Source organism: Tepidibacter sp. Z1-5, from assembly GCF_037844525.1.
GTDB lineage: Bacteria > Bacillota > Clostridia > Peptostreptococcales > Peptostreptococcaceae > Tepidibacter_A.
Genome location: NZ_JBBMMD010000011.1, coordinates 23808 through 37147 on the forward strand (window position 1 = coordinate 23808; position 13340 = coordinate 37147).

The window sequence follows — 13340 nt, forward strand, 5'->3', positions numbered from 1 at the left end:
CTAAATATTGTCTAATTTTTTTACAAAATCTATTAAAACTTTGTATATAACCAAAGCAAATACTGTATTTAAAACAGGTATAAAAACAGATCCTTTGATCAAAGAAAATAGTATTCTTTCACTTGCAAATGAGCTTTTTAATAAAAGGAAGTTTATAAAAGATTCAAATAAAGAAGAGAAAAGTGTTAATATTAATATAGTTGTAACATTCTCTTTGAATATTTTATCCTGTAATATTCCATATAAATATCCTATAACGAAAAATACAAGAGCATTTACACCTATGAATCTTCCAATTAATATATCCTTTAAAATGCCAAGTATTAACCCTATTAAAGCCCCTTCATTTCTTTTTACAAATAAAGAAATAATACTTATATATACAATAGATATATTTAAACTTATATTAAATATATCTATATAATTCACAATACTATTTTCTATAATTATTATGAATATTCCTATTAAAATTAATATTATATTTTTCATAATTACTACCTCTTTATTCTACTATTCTAGGTCTTGTTATTAATACTTTATCTATATGCTTAAAATCTATATAAGGCTTTACCTTTACATACTTTAATAAATTATTTTTATCTTCTATCACCTTTTCAACCTCTCCTAAAGGTATACCTTTAGGATATATTCCAATTCCAGAAGTTATAAGTATATCTCCTGGAACAACCTTGTATTTAATATCAAATAAGTATCCTTTAAGGTATCCTGTAAAGTTTTCACTAGAATCCATCGATATATTTTGACTTATAACCCCCGTATATTCTCCTTTTCTTAAAATCTCAAAGCTAACAGCAGATTTGTTATTCAAAAGTGAAATTGCTTTACAATAATTATCCGATACCTCATATACTTTTCCAACAAGACCTGATCCCGATACCACTATACTATCTTCAACAACACCATCTTTTTTACCAGCAGATATTGTGAATGAATCATACCAATTCCCATCATTTTTACTTATAACAGATGCACTAATATAATTTTGATCATAAAATTCGGGTATGTAGTTCAACGATTTTTTAAGATTTTGAAGTTCACTTAATTCGTCTTTACTTAAGTCTATTTCTATTACCTTCTTTTTTAAATCCTCATTTTCTTTTGAAAGCTGTTCTATCTCTTTTAGATTTTTTTTATAATTAATTATACCTAAAACATTTTCACTTGTTACACTAAAAACCTTGTTTAATCCTCTTTGTGCAGGAGTAATAACATCTAGTATAGCACTTGGAATATAGTTATTGTATCTTCCCTCTATTGATATTCCTATAATTACAAGTAGAGTGATAGTAATTAAACTAATCACTATCACTTCTTTATTTAGCTTGTTTTTATTTTTCTTTTTGCTTCTCACACGATCACCATCTTTTATCCTTTTCTTCCATACATAAGAATTTTATCAAAGATTTCTTTATCCTCAACAGATTTACCTGTTCCTTTTGCAACACAATCAAGAGGATTTTCTGCTATATGAACAGGCATTCCAGTCTCTTCTCTAACTAGTTTATCAAGCCCCTTTAAAAGAGCCCCTCCACCTGTAAGCATTATACCATTTTCCATAATATCAGATGCAAGTTCTGGTGGTGTTTTTTCAAGTGTTGCCTTTATTCCCTCTAATATACTAGTTATAGGCTCTTTTAATGCTTCTCTTACCTCACTAGATGTTATATTCATAGTTTTTGGAAGACCAGATACCAAATCTCTACCTCTTATATCCATGCTTTCTTCTTCTTCTTTAAAAGCAGACCCAATCTTCATTTTCACGTCTTCTGCAGTTCTCTCTCCAATCATAAGGTTATACTCTTTTTTTACATAGTTAACTATTGATTCATCAAATTCATCTCCACCAATTCTAATTGACTTGGCTGTAACTATACCACCTAATGATATAACAGCTATCTCACTAGTACCTCCTCCTATATCAACTACCATATTTCCATCTGGTTCTTCTACTTTAAGACCAGCTCCAATAGCAGCAGCCATAGGCTCTTCTATTAAATAAGCATCTTTAGCACCAGCTTGACGAGCAGCTTCTTCTATTGCTCTTTTTTCTACTTCCGTAACTCCATAAGGAACACATACTGCAATTCTAGGACTGCTAAACAGTGATTTTTTAGGATACGCCTTTTTTATAAAGTATCTAAGCATACTTTGAGTAATATCAAAATCAGCGATTACTCCATCTTTCATAGGTCTTATAGCTATTATATTTCCAGGAGTTCTTCCTATCATTTTCTTAGCATCTTCTCCAACAGCTAAAACTTCTTTGTTATCATCTCTTATAGCAACAACAGATGGTTCCCTTACTACAATTCCATTTCCTCTTACATAAACTAATGTATTTGCTGTTCCTAAATCTATCCCCATATCGTTTGATCTCGTATTAAAAAAATTCATTTTTTGTTTAGTCTTTTTTGTAGTTTTATCTTTTTTCATTTTAACTTCTCCTCTCTAGATTAAAGCTTTTTCTTTAAAGCTAAAATACACTCCATCTCCAACTATTATATGATCTATTATATCTATACCTAATATTTTTCCTCCCTCAATGAGCCTGTTAGTTATGTTTTTATCTTCTCTACTCGGCTCAGGGTTACCTGAAGGGTGATTATGTATAAGAATAATTTTATTCGTACTCCTTTTTATAGCTTCAATAAAGACTTCTCTTGGATGTACTAATGATGAATTCAAAGTTCCTACTGAAATTTCGACATCACATATAATCTCATTCTTTGTGTTTAATAAAATGACTTTAAACACTTCCTTTTTTAGGTATCTAATATCTTCCATATACATATTTACTATATCGTCTGGACTTGTTATTTTTGGTTTTTTGTCTGGAATAAATCTAGCAATCCTCTTTCCTAGTTCTATTGCCGCCATTATTTGACAAGCTTTTGCCGTTCCTACTCCTTTTATTTCTTTTAACTCTTCTATATTAGTATCAGCTAATTTTCTTATTCCTGAAGACTTGTCCATATTTATTATGCAGTTTGCAAGTTCTATAGACGACATATTTTTATTTCCTGTTCTAATTAAAATAGCTAAAAGTTCTGTGTCTGATAAGCTATTTACTCCATTTAATATTATTTTTTCTCTGGGTCTTTGATTTTTAGCCATATCTTTTATTGATATTTTATTTATATGACCCATATACCTTCCTCCTAATTTATATAATATTTACATCAAAATGTCTATATAAAATTTGTCCCAACTTTGAAACCGGAAGTCCTACTACATTGAAATAATCTCCATTTATTTGTTCTACTAGTAAAGATCCATATCCTTGTATAGCGTACGAACCTGCTTTATCCATAGGTTCTGTTGTTTTTATGTACCTTTTAATTTCATCCTCACTAAATTCTCTCATTTTTACTTTCGTTACTTCATAGTCGATAATTTTTTTATTGTCTGAAAGCCTCAATACAGAAATACCTGTAATAACTTTATGGCATTTACCTGATAGCTGATTTAATGTATTAAAAGCATCTTGTTCATCCTTTGGCTTTCCTAATATTTTTTCATCAAGAACAACTATTGTATCAGCTCCAATTACGATGCTGTTCTTACCTGTTTTATTTGCAACATCAATTGCCTTTTGAAATGATAAACTCATAGCTATAGATTCTGGTGTATACTTATCATTTACGAACTCTTCTATATAACTTTTCATAATTTTAAAATCTAAATTCAAATTAGAAAGTAATTCTTTTCTCCTTGGCGAAGCTGATGCTAATACAATATTCATATACTCACCTCTACATAATTACATTGTCCTTAAATAGTTTACCATTTAGGTCAAAAAAAAACAATAAGGTGTGGTAAATACCACACCTTATATTTTTACCTTTTTATTTCATTTTTATAGCACCTTTAGGACATTTTTTAGCACACTCGCCACATCCTATACACTTTTCTTCTATAACAACATGTTTTTTCTTAAGCTCTCCTTCGATTGCTTCAACAGGACACTTCTTCTTACATATAGTACATCCAACACATTTTTCTTCTTCTATAGAAGCTTTCTTTCTCTTGCTTAGTTCTCCTGATATAGCTTTAGTTGGACATTTTTCTGTACAAATCATACATTGTGTACACTTTGTATAATCTATTTTAGCTAACTTGCCTTCCATAGTTATAGCTCCGAATGGACAAGCTTTCGCACACATTCCACATCCTATACATCCAACTGAACACTTAGATTTAACATCTTTTCCGAATTCTTCACTATTACACTCAACAACTACTTCTTGAGAATAAGGAACCCAATCTATTACAGATTTTGGACAAACCTCTAAGCACTTACCACAAGATACACATTTATCTTTATCTATACTAGCTATTCCATCTTTTATTGTAATAGCCCCAAATTGACATACATTAACACAAGTCCCAAGACCTAAACATCCATATTGACACGATTTAGACCCACCAGATACTAAGGCTGCTGCTCTACAGTCATTTATTCCATAGTATTCACTTTTTTCTTTAGCGTTATTACATGTACCTTTACATATAACCTTTGCTACTGTTTTTTCTCCATCTTGCGAAACTTGGCCCATTATTTCTGCTACTTTAGCTGCAGTATCTGATCCTCCTACAGGACATCCATTTACCGGTGCTTCTCCAGCTACTATTGCATTTGCTAATCCTCCACAACCAGGATAACCACATCCTCCGCAGTTAGCCCCTGGTAAAGCTTCATTTATAGCTTCTACTCTTGGGTCAACTTCTACAGCAAACTTTTTAGAAGCATACGCAAGACCAGAACCGAATAAAAGTCCCATAGCACCTAGACTTACTACTGAATTTAATATTAAAGACATACTTTTTCACCCCCTACCTAAACTAATCCTGTAAATCCTAAGAATGCTATTGCCATAAGACTTGCTGTAATTAAAGCAATAGGGAATCCTTTAAAACTTTCTGGTACATCGGCAAGCTCTAGTCTTTCTCTAATTCCTGCAAATAAAACTATTGCAAGTGTAAATCCAATAGCAGCTCCCATACCATTTACAATTGTTTCAATTAAATTATAATTACTGTCTATATTTATTATAGCAACCCCTAAAACTGCACAGTTTGTAGTTATAAGTGGTAAGAAAACTCCTAGTGCTTGATAAAGCGTAGGACTCATCTTTTGAATTACCATCTCAACAAACTGAACAAGAGATGCTATTACAAGTATAAACGCGATTGTTTGTAAAAACTGTATTCCAAGTGGCTCAAGCACATAATATTGAACAAAATAAGTTATTATAGATGCTAAAGTCATAACGAAAGTAACAGCCATACCCATACCTACTGCAGTTTCAACTTTTTTAGAAACTCCAAGGAATGGACATATACCTAAGAATCTAGATAATACAAAGTTATTTACTAATATAGAACTTACTAATATTAAAAATATTTCCATCCAATTCCCCTCCTAACTAGCTTTTTTATTAGCAATTTTATTAATCATTGCAAGAAGTAATCCTAATGCTAAAAATGCACCTGGAGGTAATATCATTATAAGTGCCGGCTTATATGCACTACCTAATACTAAATGACCAAATATAGTTCCGTTTCCAAACAATTCTCTAACAAGACCAAGCATTGTTAAAGAAACAGTGAATCCAAGTCCCATTCCAATTCCATCTACTATAGACGCTACTGGTCCATTTTTAGATGCGAAACTCTCTGCTCTTGCTAATATTAAGCAGTTAACAACTATAAGAGGAATAAATAATCCAAGTTTTTTGTCAAGCGCAGGAACATAAGCTTTTAAAACCATTCCTACAAGAGTAACGAATGTAGCTATTACTACTACGAATGCAGGTATTCTTATCTTAGAAGGTATAAGCTTTCTAAGAAGTGATATAGCTAAGTTTGCACATATAAGAACTGCAGTAGTTGCAAGTCCCATACCCAATCCATTTTCAGCTGAAGTCGTAACTCCAAGAGTTGGACACATACCTAAAACTTGCACAAATGTTGGGTTTTCATTTATAATACCATTTTTGAATAATTTACCTAATTTCATAGTTTCACCTCCAACCTATTTTAAAGCTTCATTGTATATTCTTATAGCTTCATTAACACCAGCAGTTACTGCTTTTGAAGTTATAGTAGCTCCAGATATTGCAACAATTTCATTTTCCTTAGGTCCTGGAGTTTTAATAACTTCTATATTCTTTTCTATACTTTTTCCGTTGTATTGACTCTTAAATGGTTCATCCGCAGCCTTTGCTCCAAGACCTGGAGTCTCTGCATGATTTCCTATAGAAATACCGTGAATAGTTCCATCTGTACCTATTCCTACCATAACTTCAACTTCTCCTCCATATCCTTTAGGAGCAGTTTTTATAGTATATCCTACTATATCAGATTCATCTAATCCTTGATATATTTCTTTAACTATAGCTGATTCTACTTCTTTTTCAACAGGTTCAAATTCTTTAGCTTCTGCCAAAACAGATTTACGAGCTTCAATATTAGCCTTTTCATTTTGCTCTTGAATAGCCGGCAATGTAGCTTCATTAGTGAATCCTAAAATAACAGCTGATATAGATGTTATTATTAACAATATTACTCCAAGTTTTAATATTTCTTTCATTACTTAGCCACCTCCCCAAATACTTTAGGGTTTACGTATTTATCTATAAGTGGTGCTGCTACGTTCATTAATAATATTGAGTAAGAAACTCCTTCCGGATATCCTCCCCATAGTCTTATTATAGTAGTTAAAGCTCCACATCCAATTGCATATATTATTTGACCTTTTTGAGTCATAGGTGATGAAGAATAATCTGTTGCCATAAAGAATGCACCTATCATTAATCCACCAGCGAATAAGTGATATATTGAATTAGTTACATCAAATCCACCAAATATTAATGTTAATACAAATACTGTTCCTATATAATAAGTAGGTATTACATATGTAATTACGCCTCTATATAAAAGATATACTCCACCTAATATTAAAAGTATTGCAGACGTTTCTCCAATGCATCCTCCTATGTTACCAGTTAGAAGATTGAATAAACTTGGTTTTGCCATATCTATTGCCTCTGCTCCTTTAATTAAAGCAAGAGGAGTAGCTGTAGATACAGCATCTGGTCCTGGAGTTACCCAACTTGTCATTTCAACTGGCCAAGAAGCAAGTAACATAGCACGTGCTGCAAGAGCAGGATTCATAAAGTTGTGTCCTATACCTCCAAATAATTGCTTTACTATAATAATTGCAAATACAGATCCTACAAAAGGTAACCATAAAGGAGCACTAGCAGGTATATTAAATGCTACTAATAATCCTGTAATTACTGCCGACCAGTCATTTATAGTTATTGGTTTTCCCATAAGTTTTTGACATATTGCTTCTGATGCAACCGCACCTATTAATGCAGATATAATTATACCTAATGCTCCCATTCCAAAATAATAAACAGCAGCTATAGTTGCTGGAATTAATGCTATTACAACATCCCTCATTATACTAGAAGTATCTTCTTTTGATCTTAAATGAGGAGAAGAAGATATTATAAGCTTACTATCCATTCTTTTACCTCCTTTTACTTACTTTGTTTTCTTTTTTGTGCTATTATTTCTCTCTTTGCAACTCTTATTGACTGAAGAAGAGGTCTCTTTGATGGACATATAAATGAACATGATCCACACTCTATACAGTCAAGTGCTCTACATTCTTCAGCTTTATCAAAATTGTATTTTAAAGAATGAGCGCTTATGAAAAGCGGTTGTAAAAATGCAGGACATATATCTACACATTTACCACATCTTATACAATTGCTTGAATTTGGTAAAGTAGCTTCTTCTCTATTAAGGCATAATATACCAGATCCACCTTTAGTAACAGGTACTTCAAGTGTATATTGAGTAAGTCCCATCATAGGTCCTCCCATTATAACTTTACCTGGTTCTTCTTTAAATCCACCACATTGATTTATTATTTCCTCAAATGTAGTTCCTATCTTAATAAGCAAGTTAGTAGGATTTGTTATAGCACTACCTGTTATAGTAGTTATTCTTTCTATAAGTGGCATACCTGTTTCTATAGTTTTATATACTTGAGCTGCAGTTGCAACGTTATTTACTACAACTCCAGCTTCCATAGGTAGTCCACCAGATGGAACTTCTCTATTTGTACAAGCATATATAAGTTGCTTTTCTGCTCCCTGAGGATATTTAGTTCTTAAACCCACAACTTCTATATTGCTTTCTTTTTCAGCAGCCTTTGTCATAGCTTCTATCGCATCAGGCTTATTATCTTCTATTCCTATATATCCTTTTTCAACATTTAGAACCTTCATTATAGCCTTAAGTCCATATACTACAGACTCTGGATTTTCAAGCATTAGTCTATGGTCTGCTGTAAGATATGGCTCACATTCAGCTCCATTTAATATAACTGTATCTATTTTCTTGTCTTTCGGCGGTGATAGTTTTACATGCATCGGGAATGTTGCACCACCCATACCAACTATACCAGCTTCTTTTATTATTTCTAATATTTGCGGTCCTGTTAGAGAATCTATGTCGCCTTTAGGAACAACACTTTCATGGATTTCATTTGCGAAATCGTTTTCAATAACTACACATAGACCTTTTCCTCCTGGTACTGGACATTCCTTAATCGCCTTTACCTTACCAGAAACAGAAGAATGTACAGGTGCAGAAACAAAACCTTGTGCCTCTCCTATCTTTTGACCTACTTTAACCGTATCTCCAACATTAACAATAGCCTTACACGGTGCGCCTATATGTTGTTGAAGAGGTATATACAAAGTAGCAGGATCCTTAGCTCTTTCTACTTTTATCTTTTCAGTACTTTTCTTTCTATGTGGCGGATGAACACCACCTCTAAAACTTAAGAGCTTCATTCATATTACCTCCTTACAATAAATTGTAAATCAACTTTAATTTACCAAGTATAAATATTTATATTTTATGAATATCTTTTCACCCTATAGTATACTATATTTTTTTTATAAAGTCCTATAAATCTTTTTTTTAACATACTTCTAGTGCAGTATTTTGAAGTATTTTATAAAATAAAAGCAGATGATGATCACCTGCTTTCAAATAAATCTATATATTTTAAATTTTATTTATGAATTCATTATACTTGAATAAGCTTGATAAAAAAAGCTTTTCACATGATTTTAAATTTCCATTTCCTAAGTTTTCATTTACAGATTCTATATTCACCTTGTACCATTCGCAAAATTCCGACAATTTTTTTTCAAAATGTTCTGCATCTTTCCCTTTAATTTTTTTTGAATTGTTTGTTAATGAATCTACTATTTTACTTTTATTGTTAATTATTTCTATGTAGTCATTATAATTGGATATTCCCGATTTATATTCGTTCCAAAACTTCGACTCCTGCTTCATATTTTCAATCATAAGATTTAAATTCTTACACACCACATTCATATATTCATATTTTTTTGTATATTCTAAATCTATAGAACCTACTTCTACTTTAGATATAAACGCATCTGAATAACTAGACCTAATGTTTTCTAAATACTTTCTTACATTAGATTCTTCTAAAGATACATATGTATACACTTTATAAGCACCTTCTTTTTTATGTACATAACTAGGTATGCTAGAGCTCTGAAGATTATTCACTATATTTTCTACTTCCTTGTGATCATTTACAGACCCTACTTGTATAGAATATATCTCAAATCCATCTATTTGTTTTTTAGTTTCGTCTTTTAAATCTATTTTTACAGCCTTTATTGTTTTTCTATTAGATATTTTATTAAACATATATTTAGATGTAGCCCACGATGCTATAAGTGGTATTATTAAGAAAAATATAAGCAAAGATTTTCTTTGTTTTTTATACCTTTTATTCATTAGTAATTCCTCCCTATTTACTATTCTATATATTATTTATATAATATTTCTATATAGAATATTACTAAATAAGGAGTATTGCCTATGAATAATTTTGTAAATCAGATTTATTTAAATAAACTCAATGAAATCCAAAGTAGAGTCCCTGTAAAAATAATGTCAAATGAAGATGTAAATAATTTCAGAAAAATATTAAACGAAAAATCTAAAACCATAACGCAACCATCTACTAATAATGAATTATCCGAAAGTATCAATCCATCTTCTTCTATTGATAATGCAATAAAAGAAGCTTCTTTAAAGTATAATATCGATGAAAATTTGATAAGATCAGTTATACAAGCTGAATCAAATTTTAATCCAAATGCTACTTCAAATAAAGGGGCTATGGGCCTTATGCAATTAATGCCAGGTACTGCAAAATCATTAAATGTACAAAACCCATACGATGTAAAAGAAAATGTACTAGGTGGTACAAAGTACCTAGATTCACTTTTAAATAAGTATAACAATACACCATTAGCTATAGCTTCCTATAACGCCGGTCCAGGAAATGTAGATAAATATAATGGTATACCACCATTCAAAGAAACTCAAGGCTATGTCAACAAAGTTATGAACACATATAATAAATTAAAGAATGAAACTAAAAGAAGTGGTCTATAGACCACTTTTTTATATGTAAAGAAACTATATATTTTTTTGAATTATAGATAACTTTGATTGAAAATCTACATTTGCAACTATTTTGAGCAACGAAGCCCGTAGGAATCGTTGGCTACATAAGTCAATGCGTAGCATTAGACGAATTTTTAGTTTATTACTCTTCTTGCTGTAACATATCTCTCTTGATAATATCCTTCACTTAAGCTAGATGTTATAACATTATGTCCACCAGAAGATGCATGTATGAAATTCCCATTTCCTATATACATTCCAACATGATTTATAGTAGAACTTCCAAGAGTATGAAAGAATACTAAATCTCCTAATCTTAATTGATCTTTCGAAACAGTTGTTCCTACACCACTTTGAGCTGTAGAATTATGAGGAATATCAATTCCCGCTCCAGTTTTATAAACATACCTTGTGAATCCCGAACAGTCAAAAGTATCAGGACCTTCATGTCCCCCTACATATTTACTTCCTAATTTACTACTGGCTACTTCATATAATTTAGATAATTTATCACTAGATCCTCTTGTTACATTCATATTATCTCTTTTTATATCTATTAAATTATAATATATATATCCTATTTGCTTATCATTCATTTGAACCTTGTACCAATCTTCATTTTTATCTAATATTCTAACTTCATTTCCAATATTTAAATTAGCGATAGAATCACTTACAGTTGTATTCGAACTTCTTACATTTACATTATTTCCTTTTATAACTCCTATAGCTTGTTTTTTAGTAGAGTATTGCGAACTAATCCATCCTTCTTGAGAAGAGTTTAATTTGATTTTATACCATCCTTCTTGTTCTTTAAGGATTAAGTACTTTTGACCTGAGTTTACCTTAGTTATAATATTAGAATTCAAATTATTTTCGCTTCTTACATTCAAACTATTAACATTTATTTGTGCTTCTTCATACATATTTGCTGATGGTGTCGATATATTAAAAGTGAGTGATATAATCATAGCTAATGCAGGTGCTACTATTTTTTTCATACTTGTCATGCTACTCCTCCTTAGTTATATAATGCTATCTTTATACTGTATTCGACATCATTTTAAAATTCCCTCTATTTTTTTAAATATTTTTTATTCTACTAGTAAAATTCCGATTAAATTAATGATACTATAGTCGGAATAATTTATTCTTATATTTACATTTTTTAGAGTTTTATCTAAATTAACACCTACAGCTTCAGGCGAAAATCTTCTAAGACTTGGTTTCAAACATTTTTCTTTACATCTTTCACATTCATTACAAGATCCAGGTCTTAAAAGATGCGCAAAAGTATGCCCATTATTAAAAGCAAACTTTTCTATTTCAATCATTTTTCTAAAAGCTTCCCGTCTTGCATCTTCCCATACATCTATCATATTGTCTTTTGAAGAAATTTTATATTCTTGTAAAAGTATAAGAGCCTTATCGTATTCACTCAATATTTTCCTAAACTTATCTAGACTAATGCAATTAGGTGGACAATTGAGCCTTTTCCCAAAGTCCTTGCATCCATAAGCACATTTTAAGTAAACCCTTTCCTCAACTATAATATCTTTTGCTTTTATATCGTATGCTTTTATATTGTGACTCTTTGAAAATTCTACAATATTTTCCATAGATACCTCCCTTAAAAAAACAGAAAAATGTATAATTAAAACAACTTATACTAAACATTATACATTTAATTTATAATGTTTAGTATAGTAAAAAAGAATTAGATATTATCTAATTCTTTTTTACTACTTCTTAGGAGGAATTATCTCTATCCAATAATTATCCGGATCTGCTATAAAATATATTCCCATTTCTTTATTTTCATAACATATGCATCCCATATTTTTATGGTGCTCATACGCTTTTTCAAAATCATCAGTTTCAAATGCTAAATGGAATTCATTTTCTCCTAAATTATATTTTTCTTTTCTATCTTTAAGCCAAGTAAGTTCAAGCTTATGATTATTTTCTCCATCACCTAAAAATACTAGTATAAAACTTTCATCACTAGCTACTTTTCTCCTAGTCTCTACAAGACCTAGCGCTTCTTCATAAAATTTTATACTTTTTTTAAGATCTAATACATTAAAGTTATTGTGATTAAATGTAAACTTCATTTTAATCCCCCTCTGTTTATTAATTTATCCGAAAGCTAAAAGTTCTATATCCATCCTCTTAAGACTAGAGATGATATCTTAACGGCTTCTGGATTAAGTTTTACTTTATCAATATAATAATATCATAAATAAAATTCTAATTTATGTCAAATTTAGGTTAAAAAAGAGCTATCTCGATGTAGAAAATATTTTCTATTTTGAGATAGCTACCTAGATTTCGTACAAACGAAATCTGGGTTATTTTTTTAGGGTCTGTGGGTTATTAAAAACTCTATTATAAATTAAAACTTCATCCCCTATTTTTACCATAGAATAAAAGACAAAAAAATAATACCATATTCTTATAAAAGAATTACCATTCGACAAGTACTCTAAAATAAGAAAGGTGGTATTATTTATGAAAAGAATAACATTTACACAGGGTAATTGTAAAGAGGAAACTACTTCCGCTTGGTTGATTGCTGTAATGAAATTTGGCTTGGAAATTAACTTTTTCAAGCCTTTCAATAACTTTGAATTAAAAATGNATAGGCTGTGAATTTATGAAAGATATAAATGAAAAGCTCGGAACTGAAAAACTATCAGCAAATTTATTTAACATGGATAGTTTCCCTGACCAATCTCAAATTAATATTCTTTTAAGGCGAATGAATGCTGAAA

The 13340-nt window shown here is 30.5% G+C and carries 16 protein-coding genes; 1 reads left to right on the plus strand and 15 read right to left on the minus strand.

Annotation, left to right across the window (positions count from 1 at the left end; translation table 11 throughout):
• The 12 genes from mreD to WJW32_RS02840 form a co-directional block, all read right to left on the minus strand.
• Complete coding sequence (gene mreD, locus WJW32_RS02785) at positions 1-489, minus strand: rod shape-determining protein MreD (RefSeq protein WP_340254649.1); 489 nt, start codon at positions 487-489, stop codon at positions 1-3.
• A gap of 13 nt (positions 490-502) precedes the next feature.
• Positions 503-1372, minus strand: a complete 870-nt coding sequence (gene mreC / locus WJW32_RS02790; RefSeq protein ID WP_340254652.1) for a rod shape-determining protein MreC — start codon at positions 1370-1372, stop codon at positions 503-505.
• 14 nt (positions 1373-1386) lie between these two features.
• Complete coding sequence (locus tag WJW32_RS02795; RefSeq protein ID WP_445330197.1) at positions 1387-2454, minus strand: rod shape-determining protein; 1068 nt, start codon at positions 2452-2454, stop codon at positions 1387-1389.
• A gap of 15 nt (positions 2455-2469) precedes the next feature.
• Positions 2470-3168: a RadC family protein gene (gene radC / locus WJW32_RS02800; RefSeq protein WP_340254655.1), complete on the minus strand. Its 699-nt coding sequence runs from the start codon at positions 3166-3168 to the stop codon at positions 2470-2472.
• Between the two features lie 16 nt (positions 3169-3184).
• Positions 3185-3763 carry a Maf family protein gene (locus WJW32_RS02805; protein ID WP_340254658.1) on the minus strand — a complete coding sequence of 193 codons (579 nt, stop codon included), beginning with the start codon at positions 3761-3763 and terminating at the stop codon, positions 3185-3187.
• Positions 3764-3866: 103 nt separating this feature from the next.
• Complete coding sequence (gene rnfB, locus WJW32_RS02810; protein ID WP_340254661.1) at positions 3867-4841, minus strand: RnfABCDGE type electron transport complex subunit B; 975 nt, start codon at positions 4839-4841, stop codon at positions 3867-3869.
• 17 nt (positions 4842-4858) lie between these two features.
• A complete protein-coding gene (gene rsxA / locus WJW32_RS02815; RefSeq protein ID WP_248478313.1) occupies positions 4859-5431 on the minus strand; it encodes an electron transport complex subunit RsxA in 573 nt (190 codons plus the stop codon).
• A 12-nt stretch (positions 5432-5443) separates the two neighbouring features.
• The gene (gene rsxE / locus WJW32_RS02820; protein WP_340254670.1) at positions 5444-6040 is read right to left on the minus strand and encodes an electron transport complex subunit RsxE; all 597 of its coding nucleotides are present in this window, start codon (positions 6038-6040) and stop codon (positions 5444-5446) included.
• Positions 6041-6055: 15 nt separating this feature from the next.
• Positions 6056-6613: an RnfABCDGE type electron transport complex subunit G gene (locus WJW32_RS02825; protein ID WP_340254673.1), complete on the minus strand. Its 558-nt coding sequence runs from the start codon at positions 6611-6613 to the stop codon at positions 6056-6058.
• On the minus strand, positions 6613-7557 hold the full coding sequence (locus tag WJW32_RS02830) for an RnfABCDGE type electron transport complex subunit D (RefSeq protein ID WP_340254676.1): 945 nt from the start codon (positions 7555-7557) through the stop codon (positions 6613-6615). Before WJW32_RS02830 ends, WJW32_RS02825 begins: the two co-directional genes overlap by 1 nt.
• A gap of 14 nt (positions 7558-7571) precedes the next feature.
• On the minus strand, positions 7572-8897 hold the full coding sequence (rsxC, locus tag WJW32_RS02835) for an electron transport complex subunit RsxC (protein WP_340254679.1): 1326 nt from the start codon (positions 8895-8897) through the stop codon (positions 7572-7574).
• 217 nt (positions 8898-9114) lie between these two features.
• Positions 9115-9888, minus strand: coding sequence for an SPOR domain-containing protein (locus tag WJW32_RS02840; RefSeq protein ID WP_340254682.1), 774 nt, complete (start codon positions 9886-9888; stop codon positions 9115-9117).
• Between the two features lie 84 nt (positions 9889-9972).
• Between WJW32_RS02840 and WJW32_RS02845 the strand changes: the two genes are divergently transcribed.
• Entirely contained in the window at positions 9973-10554 is a 582-nt protein-coding gene (locus WJW32_RS02845) for a lytic transglycosylase domain-containing protein (RefSeq protein ID WP_340254685.1), read from the plus strand.
• Between the two features lie 146 nt (positions 10555-10700).
• Here WJW32_RS02845 and WJW32_RS02850 read toward each other — a convergent pair whose 3' ends face one another.
• From WJW32_RS02850 to WJW32_RS02860, 3 genes are all read right to left on the minus strand, one after another.
• Entirely contained in the window at positions 10701-11576 is an 876-nt protein-coding gene (locus WJW32_RS02850; RefSeq protein ID WP_340254688.1) for a C40 family peptidase, read from the minus strand.
• Between the two features lie 84 nt (positions 11577-11660).
• Entirely contained in the window at positions 11661-12185 is a 525-nt protein-coding gene (locus WJW32_RS02855) for a DUF2284 domain-containing protein (RefSeq protein ID WP_340254691.1), read from the minus strand.
• Positions 12186-12308: 123 nt separating this feature from the next.
• On the minus strand, positions 12309-12680 hold the full coding sequence (locus WJW32_RS02860; RefSeq protein WP_340254694.1) for a VOC family protein: 372 nt from the start codon (positions 12678-12680) through the stop codon (positions 12309-12311).
• Positions 12681-13340: the final 660 nt, after the last annotated feature.

Excerpts from the sequence above, each read along its gene's own strand:
- mreD (WP_340254649.1), bottom strand. The coding sequence starts at position 489 with ATGAAAAATATAATATTAATTTTAATAGGAATATTCATAATAATTATA.
- WJW32_RS02795 (WP_445330197.1), bottom strand. The coding sequence starts at position 2,454 with ATGAAAAAAGATAAAACTACAAAAAAGACTAAACAAAAAATGAATTTT.
- radC (WP_340254655.1), bottom strand. The coding sequence starts at position 3,168 with ATGGGTCATATAAATAAAATATCAATAAAAGATATGGCTAAAAATCAA.
- WJW32_RS02805 (WP_340254658.1), bottom strand. The coding sequence starts at position 3,763 with ATGAATATTGTATTAGCATCAGCTTCGCCAAGGAGAAAAGAATTACTT.
- rnfB (WP_340254661.1), bottom strand. The coding sequence starts at position 4,841 with ATGTCTTTAATATTAAATTCAGTAGTAAGTCTAGGTGCTATGGGACTT.
- rsxA (WP_248478313.1), bottom strand. The coding sequence starts at position 5,431 with ATGGAAATATTTTTAATATTAGTAAGTTCTATATTAGTAAATAACTTT.
- rsxE (WP_340254670.1), bottom strand. The coding sequence starts at position 6,040 with ATGAAATTAGGTAAATTATTCAAAAATGGTATTATAAATGAAAACCCA.
- WJW32_RS02825 (WP_340254673.1), bottom strand. The coding sequence starts at position 6,613 with ATGAAAGAAATATTAAAACTTGGAGTAATATTGTTAATAATAACATCT.
- WJW32_RS02830 (WP_340254676.1), bottom strand. The coding sequence starts at position 7,557 with ATGGATAGTAAGCTTATAATATCTTCTTCTCCTCATTTAAGATCAAAA.
- rsxC (WP_340254679.1), bottom strand. The coding sequence starts at position 8,897 with ATGAAGCTCTTAAGTTTTAGAGGTGGTGTTCATCCGCCACATAGAAAG.
- WJW32_RS02840 (WP_340254682.1), bottom strand. The coding sequence starts at position 9,888 with ATGAATAAAAGGTATAAAAAACAAAGAAAATCTTTGCTTATATTTTTC.
- WJW32_RS02845 (WP_340254685.1), top strand. The coding sequence starts at position 9,973 with ATGAATAATTTTGTAAATCAGATTTATTTAAATAAACTCAATGAAATC.
- WJW32_RS02850 (WP_340254688.1), bottom strand. The coding sequence starts at position 11,576 with ATGACAAGTATGAAAAAAATAGTAGCACCTGCATTAGCTATGATTATA.
- WJW32_RS02855 (WP_340254691.1), bottom strand. The coding sequence starts at position 12,185 with ATGGAAAATATTGTAGAATTTTCAAAGAGTCACAATATAAAAGCATAC.
- WJW32_RS02860 (WP_340254694.1), bottom strand. The coding sequence starts at position 12,680 with ATGAAGTTTACATTTAATCACAATAACTTTAATGTATTAGATCTTAAA.